The sequence below is a fragment of the Streptomyces sp. NPDC048481 genome (assembly GCF_043200075.1).
Taxonomy (GTDB): Bacteria; Actinomycetota; Actinomycetes; order Streptomycetales; family Streptomycetaceae; genus Streptomyces.
Genome location: NZ_JBICXC010000001.1, coordinates 686699 through 705175, shown reverse-complemented (window position 1 = coordinate 705175; position 18477 = coordinate 686699). Strand labels below are relative to the sequence as shown.

Here is an 18477-nt window from a genome sequence, read left to right as displayed (position 1 = left end):
CGCGCCCCCGGTCAGCGGGCCTCGGCCGCGGCCGTCAGGATCGCCGCGACGACCTTCGGGGTCGATTCCGGGTGCAGGAACAGGAAGAGGTTCGGCTCGACCAGTTCCAGCTCCATCACCCGCGGCCGCCCGTCGTCGCCGTCCACGAGGTCGACGCGGGCGTAGAGCAGCTCCGGCGCGTCGGGGACGGCGGCCAGGGCGCGTTCGGCGACGGCCAGTTCGGCCGGGGTCGGCGTCCAGGGCTCCAGCCCGGGATGGGCGACCTTCTCCGCGTCGAAGGCGGTGTCCGGGGCCAGCACGGCCCGCTTGCGGCTGGCGTGCAGGAGACGGCCGCCGAAGAACTGAAGGGCGCGCTCCCCGCCGGTGTCGATGGCGCGCAGATACGGCTGCACCATCGCCGTCAGCCCCTCGGCGTGCATCCGTGCGAGATGGCCCAGGGCCCGCTCGTGCCCCTCGGGGGTGTAGCGGGCGGCATACCGGGCGCCGGCGCCCGAGGCGGGCTTGATCACGTACTCGCCGGCGTCGGGCAGCTCGGCCGGCTCGCCGGGCGCGAGGTAACGCGTCGGCACGGTCGGCACGCCGGCCGCCGCCAGCTCCCCGAGGTAGCGCTTGTCCGTGTTCCAGCGCACCACGCCGACCGGGTTGGCCAGCCGCGTGACGGAGGCGACCTTGTGCGCCCACGCCGTGAATTCGTCCGCACGCCAGCTGTAGTCCCAGGTGGAGCGGATGACGACGAGGTCGTAGAGGGCCCAGTCCACGTCGGCGTCGTCCCAGAAGACGACGTCCGCCTCCGCGCCGGCCTCGCGCAGCGCCTCCCGCAGCACCGGGAGATCGGCGTCCTTCCCGGCCTGCGGCCGCGGGTCGTAGGTGGCTAGCGCGACACGGGCCACGACGGGGCTCCTTCTTCGTACGACTGTCCGATCACCGGAAGGCTAACAAGGCGGTCGCACAGTGATCCGGATCAAACCCGTGCTCGGCCCGATCGCCCGCGCGGCGGGGTAGGAAGGTCCTGTCGTGCTCGTTCCGCCGTCCGCAAGGAGTGCCCGCGTGACCCCTCTCTTCCCGGCCCTGACGGACGGTCCGTCCGCCCGCCCCGCCCTGCGGTTCGGGGCGCGCTCCCTTACGTACGCCCAGCTCGCGGCCGCAGCCGGCGCCGTCGCCGGGCGGGTGCGGGGCGCGGGCAGGGTCGCGGTGTGGGCGCCCCCGTCGCTGGAGACCGCCGTCGCGGTGGTGGGCGTGCTGCTGGCCGGGGCCGCCGCGGTGCCGCTGAATCCCAAGTCGGGCGACAAGGAGCTGGCGCACATCCTGAGCGACAGCGCACCCGCCCTGGTGCTCGCGGCCCCGGACGCGGAACTGCCCGCCTCGCTGCGCGAGCTGCGGCGCGTGGACGTCGCGGTCGAGGCCGGGACGGAGGCCTACGGCGGCGACGGCGCCGGCGACGGCGATTCCGCTGCCGGTGGGGGCGGGGGCGCTGGTGCGCGGGCCGGCGCGGCCGTCGTCGGCGGGGAGGAGCCCGCCCTCGTCGTGTACACCTCCGGCACCACCGGACCGCCCAAGGGTGCGGTCATCCCGCGGCGCGCGATCGCCGCCACGCTGGACGCGCTCGCCGACGCCTGGCGGTGGACCGAGGACGACGTCCTCGTGCACGGGCTGCCGCTGTTCCACGTCCACGGGCTGGTCCTGGGCGTCCTCGGGCCGCTGCGCCGGGGCGGGTCCGTGCGGCATCTCGGGCGGTTCGACACGCAGGGCGTGAGCCGGGAGCTGAGCGGCGGCGCGACCATGCTGTTCGGCGTGCCGACGATGTACCACCGCATCGCCGAGGCGCTGCCCGGCGACCCGGCGCTGGCCGAGGCGCTCGCCGGGGCCCGGCTGCTGGTGTCGGGGTCGGCGGCGCTGCCCGTGCACGACCACGAGCGGATCGCGGCGGCGACCGGACGGCGGGTCGTCGAGCGGTACGGCATGACGGAGACGCTGATGAACACCGCCGTGCGGGCCGACGGCGAGGCGCGGGCCGGGACCGTCGGACTGCCGCTGCCGGGCGTGGAGCTGCGGCTGGTGGAGGACGACGGGTCGGTCCTGGACGCCCTCGACGGGGAGAGCGTCGGGGAGATCCAGGTGCGCGGCGCGAACCTGTTCACCGAGTACCTCAACCGGCCGGACGCGACGGCCGCCGCCTTCACCGCCGACGGCTGGTTCCGCACCGGCGACGTGGCCGTGCGCGACCCCGACGGGTACGTCCGCATCGTGGGCCGCAGGGCCACCGACCTGATCAAGAGCGGCGGGTACAAGATCGGGGCCGGGGAGATCGAGAACGCGCTGCTGGAACATCCGGGGGTGCGGGAGGCCGCCGTCACCGGCGAGCCGGATGCCGACCTCGGGGAGCGGATCGTCGCGTGGGTCGTGCCCGCCGACCCCCAGTCACCGCCCGCGGAAGGGGAGTTGGCCGACCATGTGGCCCGGCGGCTCGCGCCGCACAAGCGGCCCCGTGTGGTGCGCTACCTGGACGCGCTGCCCCGCAACGACATGGGCAAGATCATGAAGCGGGCGCTGCCGGCATGACGACGAAACGTGTGAGCGCACGTGAGGTGATCGCCCTCGTCTCCGACGACTTCGTCCCGCTCCCGCACGAGGAGCGGCCGTCCGCTCCCGACGGCCCCCTGGGCTGGCCCGGCTACGACGCCGCCCGTGCCCGTGCGGCCGAGCGCACCGGCGAGCCGGAGTCCGTCGTGTGCGGTGCGGCGACCGTGGCGGGCGTCCGGGCGGTCCTGATCGCCTTCGAGTTCGGCTTCCTGGGCGGCTCGCTGGGCGAGCGCACCGGCGACCGGCTGGTCGCGGCGTACACGTACGCCCGTGAACACCGCCTGCCCGTCGTGCCGTTGGTCGCCACCGGCGGCAGCCGCATGCAGGAGGGCATGCTCGCGCTCACCCAGCTCCAGCGGGTGGCACGGGAGTCGGCGCTCACCCGGGAGGCGGGCCTGCCGCAGGTGGCGGTCCTGCGCGATCCCACGACGGGCGGCGGCTGGGCCACCCTGGGGGCGGGCGCCGACGTGGTGCTGGCTCTGCCGGGCGCCCAGGTCGGCTTCGCCGGCTCCCGGGTGCGCCCGCCGGACGCGGACCCGGCCGCCTACACGGCGGAGGCACAGGTCGCGGCGGGCGCGGCGGACGCGGTGGTGCCCGCGACGGAGCTGCGGGACGTACTGGGCCTGTGGCTGCGCCTCCTGACCGGCGGCGGTGCGCCGGCGGACGGCAGTCCACCGGTCGACGGCGGCTCGGGGGCCGGCGCCGGTTCGGCAGGCGACAGCGGCTCGACGAACGACGACGGCCGTTCCGCTGAGGCCGGTCCGGCGCCCCACGCTCACACCGGTTCGCCGCCCGGCAACGCCCCGGCCGGCGGTGGTGTCGTGCCGGCCCCCGTGCCCGGCGCTCTCGGGGAGGCCGGGCTGCCTCTCACCGGGTGGGACGCCGTGCGGCGGGCCCGCTCGGCGGGGCGGCCGCGGGCGGGGGCCTATCTGGACGCCTACTTCACGCGCCGGCTCGCGATCTACGGCGACCGGTGCGGCGGCGTCGACCCCGACGGGATGCTGTGCGGCTTCGGCCTCCACGAGGGCCGTACCGTCGCGTACGCCGCACAGACGGGTGCGGCGACCCGGCCGGCCGGATACCGGACGGCCGTGCGGCTGATCCGGCTGGCAGAGCGGCTCGGCATCCCCGTGCTCACGCTGGTGGACACGCCGGGCGCGGCCAACGACGCCGAGGCGGAGCGCCAGGGCGTGGGCGCGGCGATCGCGGAGCTGTTCGGCGTGGTCGCCGCCGCGCGCACGCCGGTCACGACACTGGTGATCGGCGAGGGCGGTTCGGGCGGTGCGCTGGCCCTGGCGGCGCCGGGCCGGACCTGGGCCACGCCGGACAGCTATTTCTCGGTGATCGCGCCGGAGGCGGCGGCGGCGATCCTCAAGCGGCCGCCCGCGCAGACCGAGGCGACCGCCGACCAACTGCGTCTTCGGCCGCAGGACTTGACCGAGCTGGGGGTGATCCGGGCCACGAACGCGCGGGGAACGCGGGACAAGGGTGAGCACCGTCCGTGACAATGGGTGCGCGCAGTGCCGCAGGAGACGGGAAGGGGCGACGGGGGACATCGTGGACGGACTGGTGGAGTTCAAGACCGACGACGGGGCCGTGGTGGCCGTCGAGGCGGTCGCGCAGGCGCGGCCGGGTTCGCGGCTCGTGGCCCGCGACGGGACGGTCCAGGCGGCCCGCACCTTCGAAGGGGCCCTGGAGGGCGTGCGGGCGGCCGCCGAGTCCGCGCTGCGCGTGTTCCGGGACGGAACCCTGCGGCCCGACGGCGTGGAGATCGAGTTCGGGGTGAAGCTGTCGGCCGAGACGGGCGCGATCATCGCCAAGGGCACGGCGGAGGGACACCTCGTCGTGAAGCTGACCTGGTCGCCGTCAGCGGGTTCGTGAACAGCGCCGCGTGGCACGCCCGGATCGAGGCCGGGGGCGAGGTGGCGGGCGCGGGCTTCCTCGTCACCCCGACCACGGTGCTGACCTGCGCCCACGTCGTGCACGGCGCGGCCGCCGGCGCCCTGGCGGTGACGTTCACCGAGCTGCCCGGGTTCCCCACGGTGGCGGCCAGGGTGGTCGCCGACGGCGGCTGGGGCGGCGGCGCGACCGACCTCGGCGATCTGGCCGTCCTGGAGCTGGCCCGCCCGGTGGCGGCCGCTCCGGCGGCGCTGGCCCCGGTGGACGCGGCCGACGGCCCCCGCGCGGACCGGCCCCGCAAGCTCGTCGTCTACGGCTTCCCGGTCGGTTTCGACGAGGGCACGCTGGCCGAGTACCGCATCACCGCACGTCAGTTGCTCAACGGCGAGTGGATCCAGCTGGAGGCCTGGCAGCCGGGCGGGCAGCCGCTCGCGCCCGGGTTCAGCGGCGCGGCGGTCGCCCTCGCCGACACCGGCGAGGTCGTCGGCATGGTCACGGCGGCCGCGGGCGACCGGGGTGTGCGCAACGGTCGGATGATGCCGACCGAGGTCATGGCCCGCCACTGGCCCGCGCTGGAGGGACTGGTGCCCACCTGCGACCACCGCAGCGCCGACCGGGCCCGGCTGCGCGAGCTGGTGGAGCGGGCGGTCCGCGAGGGCCTGGACGACGATCCGGGCCGGCGGGTGCGGCTCTACGAGGCGGCCCGGGGCCCGCTGGATCCGGACGCCCCCGAGGAAGGCTTCGACTCCCTGCGCGCGGCGGCCCTGTTCGTGCTGTGCGAGGTCGACGGCGACGACGCGGCCGCCACCGTCGCCCGCTTCACCGCCCATGTGGAGTCCCTGTTCGCGGCCCCCGTCGAGGTGGCCGCCGCGCCCGTCTGGTCGCCCATCCTCGTCGACCTGCGGCGCAGCGGCGCGGGCGACGGGCGCGTCCTGGTCGAGGTGAGCGCCTACAGCGACGGACGCCGCCATCCGGTCGGCTGCGACACCGTGCCGCAGGCCGGGGTGCGCGCCTACGTGCAGGACCGGATCGAGGCGGCCTTCCGTCATCTGACGCCCGGCTGCGACGAGTTGATCGCGTTCGCGCTGCCCCGGGAGTGGATCGACCTGCCGGTGGACCGGTGGGCGAGCGCCCCCGACGACGAGACGCCGCTCGGCTGCGTGTATCCGCTCGTGGTCACCGACCAGGCCCGCCGCCGGGCGGGGATGCGCCATCAGCTGGCCCGGGCGTGGAAGCGGCTGGACTCCGCTCCGGGCGCGCGGGTGCACCGGGTCGAGTGCGACGGCCCCGAGGAGCCCCGCCGGCTGCGGATGCGGCTGCGGCGGGACGACGCCTGTCTGGCCGGGTTCGGCTCCGGCCCGGGCGCGTCCCGCACCCGCCCCCACTTCGACACCACGGTCAGCGCGCCCGCCCCGGTGGTCGTCTGGTCCCGCGAGGGCTGCGGAGCCGGGCCCGACGAGGACTGCGCGGGCGGGGACGGCTGTGCGGGCAAGGCGTTCCTGGACGAGCTGGACGCCTGTGTGTCGCAGGTGCCGCCCGCCGAACTCCCGCGCCTGGTGCTGACGTTGCGCGAGGAGGCCGACGCGGAGGACGGCCACTGGGCGCACGACATCCAGCTGCTGTGGGACGACCCGCGCGTCTTCGCCGACCCGCACGGTGAACCGCCCGCCCACACCCGCTCCCCCGTGGCCTGAGCCGCCGCATCGAGTCACGCCGAGTTTCGGAGAACCATGTCCCACTGGTCCGTCTACACCGGGAACAGCGCGCCGCACGACGGCATCGACCGGCTGCCCGAGCCGCCGCCCTGGCGCGCGTTCGACGGCGCGCCCCTCGTGCCGTCGCCCCGGGACGCCGACGACGAGGCGGCCGTCTCGCCCGACCGCGTCCACCGCGCCCGCGCGTACGTGGCCACGGCGGAGAGCGTCCAGCTCGTCAACGCAGCGCTCGTGCTGCGCCGTCCGCTGCTGGTCACCGGGCCGCCCGGCACGGGCAAGTCGTCCCTGGCCTACGCGGTCGCCCGTGAGCTGGGGCTCGGCCCGGTGCTGCGCTGGAACATCACCAGCCGGTCCACTCTGGCCGACGGCCTCTACCAGTACGACCCGCTGTCCCGGCTGTACGCGGCCCGGCAGGCGGCGTGGCGCGAGCACGGGGAGGACGCCACCCGCGGCGGGGTCGAGGACCATCTGCGGCTCGGTCCCCTGGGCACCGCCCTGCTGCCCTACTCCCGGCCCCGCGCCCTGCTCGTCGACGAGATCGACAAGAGCGACCTGGACCTGCCGAACGACCTGCTGAACGTGCTGGAGGAGGGGCAGTACGAGATCCCCGAGCTGATGCGCGCGGCGCGGCTCTCCCCTGCGGACGCCACAGCCGAGGTGCTGGCCGACGGCTCGGACGTGCCGGTCGCCGTGGCCCGCGGCCGGGTCCGCTGCCGGGCCTTCCCGTTCGTCGTCCTGACCAGCAACGGCGAGCGCGAGTTCCCGCCCGCGTTCCTGCGCCGCTGCGTCCGGCTGAAGCTGCGCCGCCCCGACCGCGAGCAGCTCACCCACATCGTCCGGGCCCATCTCGACACCCCGCCCGGCGAGGCCGAGCACCTCATCGACCGGTTCCTGGCCCGCGCCTCCGACGGCGAACTCGCCACCGACCAGTTGCTGAACGCCCTCTACCTCACGGGCGTCACCGGCCTGGACGTGGCGTCCCGCGACGCGCTGGCCGAGCAGTTGATGCCCTATCTCGGCGCCACGGCGGACGGCGATGGCTTCTGAGGCGGCGGCGGGCGGCGACCGGTCCGCCCTCGAACGGCTGACGCGGCTGCTGACGGCGGCCTCGGACACCACGCCCACCCCGTGCGAACTCGCCGAACTGCTGTGGCTGGCAAGCCGGTTACCCGCCCCGGACCACGCGGACGGCGCGGCGGATCCAGCAAAGGGTGCGGGCGGACCGGACACGGCGGACGCGCGCACCGGGCCGTCCGCGCGGGCGGCGGCGAATGACGCTGCCGGGCCGTCGGCGGGGGAGCCGTCCACCGGATCCGCGCCGGCGGCCGACGCCCCCGGCCCGCCGGACCCCGCGCCCGCCCCGGCCCCCCGCGTCCCGCTGCGTCTGCCCTCCCCCTCCCCCGCCCCCCGGTCCCCCGGCGAGCCGGGCTCCACCGGCGGCCCGACGCTGCTCGCCCCCGCGCCGCCGATGCTGCCGCGCCCGCTCGCGTTGCAGCGCGCCCTGCGCCCGCTGAAGCGGACGGTGCCCTCGGCGCGCGCCCGTCTCCTGGACGAGCGGGCCACGGCCGACCGCATCGCCCGCCTCGGCGCCCACCCGGACGTCTGGCTGCCCGTCCTGCGCCCCGCGCGCGACCGCTGGCTGCGTCTGAGCCTCGTCCACGACACGGGCCCGACGATGCCGGTCTGGCGGCCGCTGGTGCGTGAACTGCACGCCGTGCTGGCCCAGTCGGGCGTCTTCCGCACGGTCTGCCTGCACCCGGCGACGCCCGACGGGCGGGCCCGGCAGGTGCCCGACGCGGCCGACGGGCGGACGGTCACCCTGGTCGTCAGCGACTGCATGGGCCCGCAGTGGCGGCCCGGCCCGGCGGGCGAGCGCTGGCACGCCGTCCTGCGGCACTGGGCCGCCCGGATGCCGCTGGCCGTCGTCCAGCCGCTGCCCGAGCGGCTGTGGCCCACGACGGCCCTGCCGGCCGAGCCCGGACTGCTGGCCTCCGCCGGCCCGGCGGCCCCGCTCGGCGCCCTGCGGTTCACCCCGTACGACCCCGAGGCCGGACCGCCGCCCGGCGCGGCCCTCCCCCTGCCCGTCCTGGAACCGGGCGCCCCCTGGCTGGCCAACTGGGCGGCGCTGGTGGCCGCGCCGGGCGGCGCCCGCGTCCCCGGCGCGGCGGCCTGGCTGACGGCGGCCCCCGCCCCGTCCGCCGCACAGGAGGCCCCGGGCCCGGCCGCGCTGCCCGCCCAGGACCTGGTCCTGCGGTTTCGCGCCACCGCCTCCCCGGAGGCGTTCCGGCTGGCCGGTCATCTGGCCCTCGCCGTGCCCTCCGTCCCGGTCATGCGGCTCGTGCAGCGCGCCGTGACCCGCGACCCGCGCCCGCAGCACCTGGCCGAGGTGATCCTCAGCGGCATGCTCACCACCGCCCCCGGCCCGCCCGGCTCGTACGACTTCCGGCCCGGCGTGCGGGAGTTGCTCCTGCGCACCCTGCCGCGCACCACCCGCGGCCGCTCCCGCGAACTCCTGGACCGGGTCGGCGGACTGATCGACGAACGGGCCGGCCTCACCACCGGCGAGTTCCGCGCCGAGCCCGCCGGTCCCGGCGCCGCCGCCCGCCCCGGCTCCGGCGCGGCGGCCCCGGCCTTCGCGACGGTGGCCGAGGAGACGGTGCGCCGGCTGGGCGGGGACGCCTCCCCGGACGCCGGGTCCCGCGGCCCCGACGGGGCGGCGACCGCGCCGGCCGCCCGGCCGGTGCTGCGCTTCGAGACGGACACCGACCTCGCCGCCCGCCCCGAGGCCCGCATCACCCTCGAACTCGCCGTCCACGAGGTCCTCGCCCGCGGGGCCCTGACACCCCAGCAGTACGACGTGGGCGTCCTCCCGAGCGGTTATCTCGTGAAGATCCGGCCCGGCGCCTACCTGCTGCCGGTCCTCGCCGCCGCCCTGCGCTGGCTCCCCGGCCCGCTCGCCGGACTGCCCGGACCGCCCCGGCTGCGCGTCACCTTCCAGGACGGCCCGCCCGCTCCCGAGCCCCCGCCCCCGCCCGTGCAGAGCGCCGCCCCCGTCCTGCTCACCGTGCCGCCCGCCCTCTACGACGACTTCGCCCTCAGCTCCGCCGCGGCCGGCCCGCACCGCTTCCGCCCCCTGTACGGCGACACCCCGGACGGTCCCCCGCTCGCCTGGTGCTGCCCGCTGCCCGCGCCGCGCGACGCCGACGAGGCACGGGACCTGGTGCGCGGGCCGCTGATCACCGCGGACCTGCGCCGGCTCGGCATCCCCGCGCCGGGCCGCACCGCGATCGTCCACGCCCGCGCCGACGGCCCGCTCACCCAGCTCAACCCCGCCGATCCGTACGAGGGCCGCCCGCCGCGTCCGGCGACCTACTACGAGGTCGACCTCGTCGCGCAGCACGCCGTCCACCGGATCGCCCTGCCCGGCTCCGGGAAGGGCGAGTTCACCGCCGTCGTCGACCTGACCTGGCGGGTGACCGACCCGGTGGCGTTCGTGCGGGCGGAGACCGCCGAAGTGGCCGAGCGGCTTCTCGCGCACGTGCGGGAGGCGGGGGGCCGCGTCACCCGTCACCACTCGGTGCGCCGGGCGGCCGGCGCGCAGCGCGCGCTCGACACGCAGCTCGGCGGCTGGCCGGTGCCGGGGCTGGCGGTGACCTGCGCGGTGGCGCTCACCCCGGACTACGCCCCGCCGCCCGAGACGCCCCCCGCCGGCTCCGCCCGGCCGCCGGCGGAACTCCTCGCCGACGCCGAGACGGTGCTGTTCGGCTTCGACGGCCCGCTGACCCGCCTGTTCACGGCGGCGGCCGCCCGCGACGCCGCGCTCGACCTGCTCTCCCTGGTGGCCGAGCACCGCGACCCCGAGGACGCCTTCGCGGGCCGTCCGCCGGGCGATCCGGGCGCGGCCGGCCGGGAGCTGTTCGTGCACCCGCTGGACGTGCTGCGGGCCTTCGCCCGCGACCCACTGGGCCCGCTCCTGCGGGACCGGCTGGCCGAACTGGAGCTGGCGGCGGTGCCGGACGCGCCCACGACGCACCACTCGGTCGTCCTCGTCCGCACCCTGCACGCCGCCGGCCGCCGGGTCGGGGTCGTGACGGACGTCTGCGAAGGGGCCGTCCGCCGCCATCTGGAGTTCCACCGGCTCGCGCTGCCCGCCGGGGTGCACGGCCGCGCCGACGACCTCGGCCTGCTGATGCCGAACCCGCAGGGCCTGCTGCGCGCCCTGCGCCCGCTCGGGACGCCCGCCGCGGGCGCCGTGCTCATCGGCTCCACGCTCGCCGAACTGACGGCCGCGCGGGCCGCGGGACTGCGCTTCGTCGGCCTGGCGCGCAACCCCACCACGGCCCGGAGCCTGGCGCGAGCGGGCGGCGACGTCACGGTCCCCTCCCTCACTCCGGTGCTGGAGGCGGCCCGCGCCCTGTGAAGCGTGCGCGGGCGGCCGTGCCCCGGCCGGTGCGCGCCACCGCGAGGCCGTACCGGGCGGACACGAACTGCCTTAGGCTGACGCGGATTTGAAGATTCAGTGGAGATCCGGAGAGGGAATCGCGTATGCCTCGCACACCGTCAAGACGCACCGTTCTGCGCGGACTCACGGTCACCGGAGCGACGGTGGTCGGCTTCGAAACCGCCGCCCGGAGCTGGGCCGCGTCCGCCGCGGACTCCGGCGCCGCCCTGGCCAGGGTCCCCCACCTGGACGGAACGCTCGTCACGGACGACGCCTCGCTCACCGCCGCCGCCGACGACTACGGGCACATCGTGCACCGCCGCCCCTCGGCCGTCCTGCGCCCGGGCTCGGTCCACGACGTCGTCGCCATGATCCGGTTCTGCAACGACCAGCGCCTGCCGGTCGCGCCCCGCGGCCAGGGCCACGCCCCCTTCGGCCAGGCACAGGCGCCGGGCGGCCTGGTCGTCGAGACCACGCCGCTGGCGGACATCGGCCCCGTGAACAGGGCCGCCGGGACGGTCACCGTCGGCGCCGGCGCCAAGTGGAGCGCGGTCGCCCGCGCCACGCTCGCCCACGGCCTCACCCCGCCCGTCTTCACCGACTACCTGGAACTCTCCGTGGGCGGCACCCTGTCCGTCGGCGGGCTGGGCGGCCAGGCCCACCGGGTCGGCGCCCAGGTCGACAACGTCGCCGAACTGCGGGTCGTCACCGGGGCGGGCGAGCTGGTGCGCTGCTCGCCCACCCGGCGCGCCGACCTGTTCCACGCCGTCCTGGCCGGACTCGGCCAGTGCGCCGTCATCGTCGAGGCCACCCTGCGCCTGGTGCCCGCGCCGCGGACCGTGCGCCGCTACCAGCTCGCCTACGGCGACCTGGAGACGTTCCTCGACGACCAGCGCGTCCTCGTCCGCGAGGGCCGCTTCGACTACGTCGAGGGCCAGGTCCACGCGGACGCGGCCGGCGCGTTCGGCGTGTACGTCATGGAGGCGGTCGCCTACGGCCCGCCCGTCGGGCCCGTCCCGGACGACGCGGCCCTGCTGCGCGGCCTGCGCCACGATCCGGCGTCCGCGCAGATCGCCGACCAGCCGTACTACGACTTCCTCGACCGGCTGGCCCCGGTGATCGCGGCCATGAAGGAGGCCGGGATCTGGACGTTCGCCCACCCCTGGCTCAACCTCATGCTGCCCGGCCGGTCCGCGGCCGCGCTCGGCGCGAAGGTCCTGGGCGGACTCACCCCGGCCGAAGCGGGCCCCGGCGCGGTCGTCCTGTTCTACCCGCTGCTGCGCGAGCGCCTCACCGCCCCGCTGCTGCGCACCTCCGACGACGACGTCTCGTACCTCTTCGACGTCCTGAGCGCGGCCCCCGCGGACGACACCGCCGCCGTCGACCGCCTGCTGGCCTTCAACCGCTCCGCCTACGAGGCCACGGCCGCGGCCGGCGGCACCCACTACCCCGTCGGCAGCATCCCCCTGACACCGGCCGACTGGCGTGCGCACTTCGGCCCGGCCTGGGCGGCGCTGGCGTCGGCCAAGTGCACCTATGACCCCCGCGGGATCCTGGCCCCGGGCCAGGGCGTCTTCGGCTGACGGGGCGACAGGACGGGTGCCGGGCGGGAAGATCCACCCGTTCGGCCGCACCCCGCCCGGCCCACCAGAAAAGGCGGGCCTCCCCGCGCCCCCGCACGATGCGTAGAAGGCCGACCGCCCGGCGGCCGCCACGGTCTGTGCTCTCGGGAGGACCCGCCATGACCGCCAGTCTGGAGCAGCTGCGCCGCTGCCACTTCGCCGTCGACCTGGGAGCGGCGCGGACGCGGGTGTACGTGAAGGGGGCCGGGCTCGTCGTCGACCAGCCGTCGGCCGCCGCCGTGAACACCCGCACCGGCGCGCTGATCGCGGTCGGCGAGTTCGCAGAGAAGATGACCGGGCGCACCCCCCACTACATCCGCGTGGTGCGCCCGGTCTCCGGTGGAACGGTCGTCGACATCGAGATGGCGCAGCGCATGCTGCGCCATCTCATCGGCGACAAGATCCGCCGCCAGCTTCGCCGCAAGCCGTTCCTGCGCGCCGCCGCGTGCACGCCGCACGACGCCGATCCGCTCGCCCAGCGCGCCGCGATCGAGACGCTGGTGGGGCTCGGTGCGCGGCGCGTGGAGCTCGTCGACACGCTCATCGCCGCCGCCGTCGGCTGCGGGCTGCCCGTCGAACGCCCCGAAGCCACGATGATCATGGTGTGCGGGGCCGCCGCGACCCAGGTCGCCGTTCTGTCCCTCGGCTCCATCGTGACCGCCGAGCGGATCCCGGTCGGCGGCGAGGCGGTGGACCACGCGATCGTCCAGCACCTGCGCCACGAACACGAGTTGATGCTGCCGAGCCAGTCGGTGCGGCCGCTTCAGCTCGCCCTGTCCGGCAACGGCCTCACCCCGCAGGGGCCCGCGTCCACCGAGATCCACGGGCGGGACGTCGCCACCGGCCTGGCCCGCTCCGTGCAGGTCGACACCGCGGCGGTCCGCGACGCCATCGAGACGCCGCTGACGGCGGTGCTGGACGGCATCGGCCGGGTGCTGCGCGAGTGCCCGCCCGACCTGGTGGCCGACCTCGCCGACCGCGGGATCATGATGGTCGGCGGTTCCGCGCTGCTGCCCGGCTTCGACCAGATGCTGCGCCAGGCGACCGGCATGCCGGTGCACATCGCCGAGCGTCCCGACATCTGCGCCGCCCAGGGCCTGGGTGCGATGCTGGAGGGCAAGATCGAGCCGCTGACCCTGGACCCGCTGGGCGCCTGACGCGGCGACCGGCGCCGGGGCCCGCCCCGACGCGCCATCCCCCGCACATCCAGGAGTCCGGCAGGTCCTCGTCGCGGCGTTCTCCCTGTCCTGCCTGCCGGGCGAACCGGCCGGCCTGCACCCCCGGAGCGGCCCCTCCCGGCCCCTCCCGGCCTCCCCCGTCCGGGCATCGCGGCAAGCGCGCCGACTCGCGCGCGCCCGCCCGGACTTCGGCGGCCGCTCCGGAACACGCGGCCTGGCACACCGCGACCTGCCCACCACCGCCGCCCCACGGCTTTACCCACGTAACACGCTCGACACCTTGACGAGCACCCGGCCGGGTGCCACGATTCCGGCGCCGCCATGTTTACGTAAACATCAGCCACCGCGGGGCCTCGATGTTTACGCAAACATCAGAGCCGAAAGGGCAAGTCGATGCGCACGTCCCCCACCAGAGCCTCCCTGTCCCCCCGCCTTCGCGCCGCTCTCGTCGCGGTCGCCGTCGCCGCGGTCAGCGCCACCACCCTGGCCGCCACCCCGGCCTCCGCCGCCGCGCCGGCCGCCGACACGACGCAGTTCAAGGGCGTCAACTGGGCCGACCCGCGCGACAACTTCGCCGACGACTACCTCCAGCTGTCGGGCCTGAAGACCACCGACGGCTACAAGCGGACCTACGCCAAGGCGACCCGGATCATCGCCGCGTTCCGCGCGAACCTCGGCGCCAACACCGTGCGGCTGCCGATCAACCCGTACACGGTCAACGGCGCCTACTGGAAGTCGTACCGCGCCGTCATCGACGCGGCCTCCGACCAGGGCTTCAAGGTCATCGTGTCCTACTGGGAGGGCACGGGCGCCCAGAAGGACGGCTTCATCGACGACGAGGCCGCGTACTGGCCGATGTGGAACACCGTCGTCAAGGCGTACAAGAACGACAAGCGCGTCTACTTCGAGCCGATGAACGAGCCGCACGGCTACACGGACGCCCAGTGGGCCGACATCGCCGCGAAGTGGCTGTCGACGTACGCGAAGGTGCCCCGCAACCGCGTGTTCGTCAGCGGCGCCGGCTACAACGACCACGTCACCTCGGTCTGCGCCGACCCACGCCTGAAGGGCACCTACCTCTCCCTGCACCACTACGGGTTCTGGAAGGACTACGCGACCTACGATCAGTGGGTGGCCGACCTGAAGGTGCGCATCGGCGACTGCGCGAACCGCACCGTCGCGGACGAGTTCGGCGCCCCGATGACGACCGGCCTGAACTACGACGTGAAGACGCCGGACGACAACTTCGTCAACTACGTCCAGGCCGTCACCGACACCTTCCGCGAGCTGAAGATGGGCTCCGTGTACTGGCCGGGCCTGCGCACCGACGACACGTACTCCCTCCAGAAGCTCGTCGGCCCCGCCGAACGCCCCTGGCTGGCCACCACCAACCAGTCCGGCGCCGACCGCCTCGCATGGGCCTGGGGCCGCGGCAAGCCCGTCAGGAACTGACCCCGCCCACACCCTGCCCCACTCCCCCCGCGCCCCCGTCCCGCTGCCCCACCCCCCACCCGCGCGGGCCCGCCGGCCCTGAATCCGGCGGGCCCGCGCGCCCGGCTGCCCTGGGGTTCCTGAGGGAACGGCCCCCGGTGCGGCCGACCTCGATACCCCGTTGATCGCCGCACGGTTCGCGGCATAGGTTCCGGCTCATGACGAATGCGACGAACGTACGGATCGGTGTCATGTACGACCGTGACTGGGCCCCCGAGGGACTCCCCGGGTTCGCCCGGCGGGCCGAGGCGCTCGGTGTGGACGACCTGTGGGTGGTCGAGGACCTCGGGTGGAACGGCGGGGTGTCCGCCGCGGCCGTGGCACTGGGAGCCACGGAACGTCTCACGGTCGGCATCGGCATCGCCCCGGCCCCGCTGCGCAGTCCCGCCCTGCTCGCGATGGAACTCGCCACCCTGGCAAGGGTGTTCCCCGGCCGTCTGGTGGCCGGGATCGGGCACGGGGTGCGGGAGTGGATGGAGTCGGCGGGCGTCGCCCCCCGGTCGCCGCTGGCCCTGCTGGACGAGACGATCACCTCCGTGCGCGCGCTGCTGCGCGGCGAGCGGGTCGAGCTGGACGGGCGCGAAGTGCGCCTGGACGGCGTGCGGCTGGTGCACCCGCCGGAGCAGGTACCCCCGGTGGTCGCGGGCGTCGTCCGGCCCCGGTCGCTCGAACTTTCCGGACGGGTCGCGGACGGCACGCTGATCGCCGAGGGCCACGGTCCGGGCGACCTGGAGAACGCCCGTGCTCTGACCGTCAAGGGCGGCGCCGGCCCCGGACACAGCCTCACCGTGCTGTCCTTCGCCTGCGTGGGCGACGACCCGGACGAGGTCGCCCGCCTCCTGCACCCGCACACCGAGGGCCACGGCGCATGGCTCGGCCGTCCCCAGGACGAGGTGTTCACCGTGTCCGGCACCCCCGAGCGGGCCGCCGACGCCGTCCGCGCCCTGCACGACGCCGGCGCCGGGACGGTCGTCCTGCGCGTCGTCGGACCCGGACCGCTGGACCAGCTCACGGCGCTGCTGACGCGGATCAGGTGCTGATCGCGCGGTTGCGGAACCCCCGGGCCGCGCCCGGACGTTCCCCTGCGGGCCGTCGGGGGCAGGAACGGCCCGTGCGCATCGGTGCACGCCGGCTCATGCCGGTGCACGTCCTACCGGGAAGAGCGGGTGAGGCATGGCGCGCGTACTGGTCGTCGGCGGGGGGATCGCCGGCACGGCGGCGGCCCTGGCGCTGAGGAAGGCGGGGCAGGAGGTCGCCGTGTACGAGGCGCACCCGGACTCCGCCGAGGACATCGGCGCGTTCCTCACCCTGGCGGGCAACGGACTGCGGGCGCTGGCGCAGATCGACGCCGTCGAGGCGGTGACCTCGGTCGGGTTCCCGCTCACCTCGATGCGCGTCGTGGACGCGACCGGCGCCGAGACGGCCCATGTCCCGCTCGGCGAGGCCGCCGACCCGCTGCTGCGCCACCGGTGCCTGCGCCGCGGCGAGCTGAACGCGGCCCTCCAGGCGGAGGCCGCCCGCCGCGGCGTCCCGGTCGTCCACGGCGCCCGCCTGACCGCCGTCGAGCACCTGCCGGACACCGGGGACGGCGGCGGCACACGCGACGCCCACGGCTCCCCCGCCGGGCCCGGCGCCCCCGGCTCCGTCGTCGCGCGATTCGCCGACGGGAGTTGCGCCGTCGGCGACCTGTTGCTGGGGGCCGACGGGCTGAACTCCACGGTCCGCCGGCTGACCGCTCCCGACGCTCGGCCGCGTCACGCGGGTCAGCGCGTCTTCTACGGGTACACCACCGACGCGCCGGCGAGCGGCGTCGACGAGTCGGCGTGCATCACGATGACCCGGGGCAGCGCGGCCGCCTTCGGCCATATGACGTCCCCCCGGGGGGAGACCTTCTGGTTCGCCCGGGTCGGCGCCGACGAGCCCCTCACCGCCGACGAGATCGCGCACGCCGGCCCCGGCCACTGGCGTGACCTGCTCGTCGCGTTGCTGCGCGCGGACCGCACGGCCGCCGCTGGGATCGTCGCGGCCACCGAGGCCCCCGTCCTGGTCACCGACGCGACCGAGATGCCCAACGGCACCCCCTGGCGCTCCGGCCGCACCCTGCTGATCGGCGACGCGGCGCACGCGGCCTCCCCGGCGACCGGCCAGGGCGCGTCGATGGCCCTGGAGGACGCGGTGATCCTCGCGAAGTGCCTGCGCGACATCCCCGGCCTCCCGGCCGCGCTCGCCCGCTACGAGGCGCTGCGCCGCCCCCGCGTGGAACACAACACCACCGTCAGCGGAAACATCTCCCGTGGCGTGCACACCCCCGGGCCCCGGCCGTCCGGCGGCCCGCCCCCGGCCCGGCCGGGCGACGCCGAGCTGACCGGCCTGCTGGAGTGGGGCACGCCCGTCGGCCATGACGACGGCTCCGGCTGAGGGAGCGCCGGGGGTCAGCCCGTCGTCGTCCGGCCCGGCTCGCCGGGCGTCCAGGTCCTGTCGTCGGGGGCGTCGGGGCGCGTCGCCTCGAGGTGGGCGCGCAGGGCGGCGAGGGCGGGGTGCGCGTTGTCGCGGCGCCAGACAAGTGAGTGCGGGTACACGGGCGTCGGGTCGTGCACGACGATCCGCCGCAGGTCGTAGTGGGCGGGCCAGACGAGCCGGTCGTGCTCACCGACGAAGGTCGCCAGCGCCGGGGAACCGGCGAGCGACTCCAGAAGGGCGTCCGAGCCGAAGTTGGGACCGGTCGCGTCGATGACCAGCCCGAACTCGGCGGCGAGCCGGTCGTAGTAGGCGGTCCACTCGGTTCCGGCGGCGTTGCCGGGCATCCAGATCCGCCGGCCGGCGAGTGCGGCGAGGGGGACCGCCCCGGCCCTGGCGAGTTCATGGGCCGGACCGGTGAGGAGGCGCAGGGGGTCGTCGAGGACGCGGGCGGTCGCGATGTCGTCGGGGAGCCGTCGCGGGAGCGGGGCGACGGCCCGGAAGGACGCGTCGATCGTGCCGTCCCGGACGGCGGCGACGGCGGTCTCGGCGTCGAAGAGCGTGACGACGTCCAGTTCCGTCTCCGGGTGCGCGTGGTGGAAGCCGCGCAGCAGGGCCGCCGGGGCGATCCGCCGGTTGATCACGTCGACGCGCAGGGCGCGGCGGCCGGGACGCACCGAGTCGGCCGCCCGCTCCTCGGCCCGCAGGAGGTCGCGGGCGTGGGGCAGGAACGCCTGCCCGTCGACGGTGAGCCGGGCCCCGCGCGCCGTGCGGGTGAACAGCCGCACGGCTAGGTCCTTCTCCAGCGCGGCGACGCGCTTGGAGACCGCCTGCTGGGTGATCGCCAGATCGGCGGCCGCCTCCTGGAAGCGGCCCGCGTCCGCGACGGCGACGAAGGTGCGTACGGCTTCGAGATCCACGCCGACGCACCCTAATTCACAACCGGTGGTTGTGCCCCGGGGGCGCCGCGGTTGTTTGACCTGCCGTCCCTCCGCTCGCTTAGCTCTCCCCCACGGGCCGGACCGGGCACGGGCCGCTCGGCGCGGGCCGGTCGGCGCGGGCCGGGGCCGAGGGGTTCGGACGGGACGCGGAGG

Annotated in this window: 13 protein-coding genes; 11 read left to right on the top strand and 2 right to left on the bottom strand. The window is 76.1% G+C overall.

The genetic code is table 11. The features are described from left to right. Window positions 1-11: 11 nt before the first annotated feature. Window positions 12-890 (bottom strand): RimK family alpha-L-glutamate ligase, encoded by an 879-nt coding sequence (locus ACGFSH_RS02905; RefSeq protein WP_393344316.1) that lies wholly within the window; start codon window positions 888-890, stop codon window positions 12-14. 157 nt (window positions 891-1047) lie between these two features. On the opposite strand from ACGFSH_RS02905, the gene ACGFSH_RS02900 reads away from it, so the two are divergent. The 11 genes from ACGFSH_RS02900 to ACGFSH_RS02850 all read left to right on the top strand — a co-directional run bounded on the left by ACGFSH_RS02900 (window position 1048) and on the right by ACGFSH_RS02850 (window position 17344). Then, a complete protein-coding gene (locus ACGFSH_RS02900; RefSeq protein ID WP_393344314.1) occupies window positions 1048-2559 on the top strand; it encodes an acyl-CoA synthetase in 1512 nt (503 codons plus the stop codon). Continuing rightward, window positions 2556-4085, top strand: a complete 1530-nt coding sequence (locus ACGFSH_RS02895) for a carboxyl transferase domain-containing protein (RefSeq protein WP_393344312.1) — start codon at window positions 2556-2558, stop codon at window positions 4083-4085. Before ACGFSH_RS02900 ends, ACGFSH_RS02895 begins: the two co-directional genes overlap by 4 nt. Window positions 4086-4137: 52 nt before the next feature. After that, window positions 4138-4461 (top strand): CU044_2847 family protein, encoded by a 324-nt coding sequence (locus tag ACGFSH_RS02890; RefSeq protein ID WP_393344310.1) that lies wholly within the window; start codon window positions 4138-4140, stop codon window positions 4459-4461. After that, complete coding sequence (locus ACGFSH_RS02885) at window positions 4458-6173, top strand: trypsin-like peptidase domain-containing protein (protein WP_393344308.1); 1716 nt, start codon at window positions 4458-4460, stop codon at window positions 6171-6173. Before ACGFSH_RS02890 ends, ACGFSH_RS02885 begins: the two co-directional genes overlap by 4 nt. 36 nt (window positions 6174-6209) lie before the next feature. Beyond that, complete coding sequence (locus ACGFSH_RS02880) at window positions 6210-7241, top strand: AAA family ATPase (RefSeq protein ID WP_393344306.1); 1032 nt, start codon at window positions 6210-6212, stop codon at window positions 7239-7241. After that, window positions 7231-10614, top strand: a complete 3384-nt coding sequence (locus ACGFSH_RS02875) for an SAV_2336 N-terminal domain-related protein (protein WP_393344304.1) — start codon at window positions 7231-7233, stop codon at window positions 10612-10614. The genes ACGFSH_RS02880 and ACGFSH_RS02875 overlap by 11 nt, the downstream gene beginning before the upstream one ends. Before the next feature lie 125 nt (window positions 10615-10739). Further along, window positions 10740-12218: an FAD-binding protein gene (locus ACGFSH_RS02870; protein ID WP_393344302.1), complete on the top strand. Its 1479-nt coding sequence runs from the start codon at window positions 10740-10742 to the stop codon at window positions 12216-12218. Window positions 12219-12376: 158 nt separating this feature from the next. Continuing rightward, window positions 12377-13414 (top strand): rod shape-determining protein, encoded by a 1038-nt coding sequence (locus ACGFSH_RS02865; protein ID WP_109001465.1) that lies wholly within the window; start codon window positions 12377-12379, stop codon window positions 13412-13414. Window positions 13415-13828: 414 nt separating this feature from the next. Further along, window positions 13829-14887: a glycoside hydrolase family 5 protein gene (locus ACGFSH_RS02860; protein WP_393344299.1), complete on the top strand. Its 1059-nt coding sequence runs from the start codon at window positions 13829-13831 to the stop codon at window positions 14885-14887. 197 nt (window positions 14888-15084) lie between these two features. After that, the gene (locus ACGFSH_RS02855) at window positions 15085-15966 is read left to right on the top strand and encodes an LLM class flavin-dependent oxidoreductase (protein ID WP_393344297.1); all 882 of its coding nucleotides are present in this window, start codon (window positions 15085-15087) and stop codon (window positions 15964-15966) included. Window positions 15967-16099: 133 nt separating this feature from the next. Then, window positions 16100-17344, top strand: coding sequence for an FAD-dependent oxidoreductase (locus tag ACGFSH_RS02850; RefSeq protein ID WP_393344295.1), 1245 nt, complete (start codon window positions 16100-16102; stop codon window positions 17342-17344). A 14-nt stretch (window positions 17345-17358) separates the two neighbouring features. Here ACGFSH_RS02850 and ACGFSH_RS02845 read toward each other — a convergent pair whose 3' ends face one another. Then, window positions 17359-18303 (bottom strand): LysR family transcriptional regulator, encoded by a 945-nt coding sequence (locus tag ACGFSH_RS02845; RefSeq protein ID WP_393344293.1) that lies wholly within the window; start codon window positions 18301-18303, stop codon window positions 17359-17361. Window positions 18304-18477: the final 174 nt, after the last annotated feature.

Excerpts from the sequence above, each read along its gene's own strand:
- ACGFSH_RS02850 (WP_393344295.1), top strand. The coding sequence starts at position 16,100 with ATGGCGCGCGTACTGGTCGTCGGCGGGGGGATCGCCGGCACGGCGGCG.
- ACGFSH_RS02855 (WP_393344297.1), top strand. The coding sequence starts at position 15,085 with ATGACGAATGCGACGAACGTACGGATCGGTGTCATGTACGACCGTGAC.
- ACGFSH_RS02865 (WP_109001465.1), top strand. The coding sequence starts at position 12,377 with ATGACCGCCAGTCTGGAGCAGCTGCGCCGCTGCCACTTCGCCGTCGAC.
- ACGFSH_RS02875 (WP_393344304.1), top strand. The coding sequence starts at position 7,231 with ATGGCTTCTGAGGCGGCGGCGGGCGGCGACCGGTCCGCCCTCGAACGG.
- ACGFSH_RS02895 (WP_393344312.1), top strand. The coding sequence starts at position 2,556 with ATGACGACGAAACGTGTGAGCGCACGTGAGGTGATCGCCCTCGTCTCC.
- ACGFSH_RS02880 (WP_393344306.1), top strand. The coding sequence starts at position 6,210 with ATGTCCCACTGGTCCGTCTACACCGGGAACAGCGCGCCGCACGACGGC.
- ACGFSH_RS02860 (WP_393344299.1), top strand. The coding sequence starts at position 13,829 with ATGCGCACGTCCCCCACCAGAGCCTCCCTGTCCCCCCGCCTTCGCGCC.
- ACGFSH_RS02870 (WP_393344302.1), top strand. The coding sequence starts at position 10,740 with ATGCCTCGCACACCGTCAAGACGCACCGTTCTGCGCGGACTCACGGTC.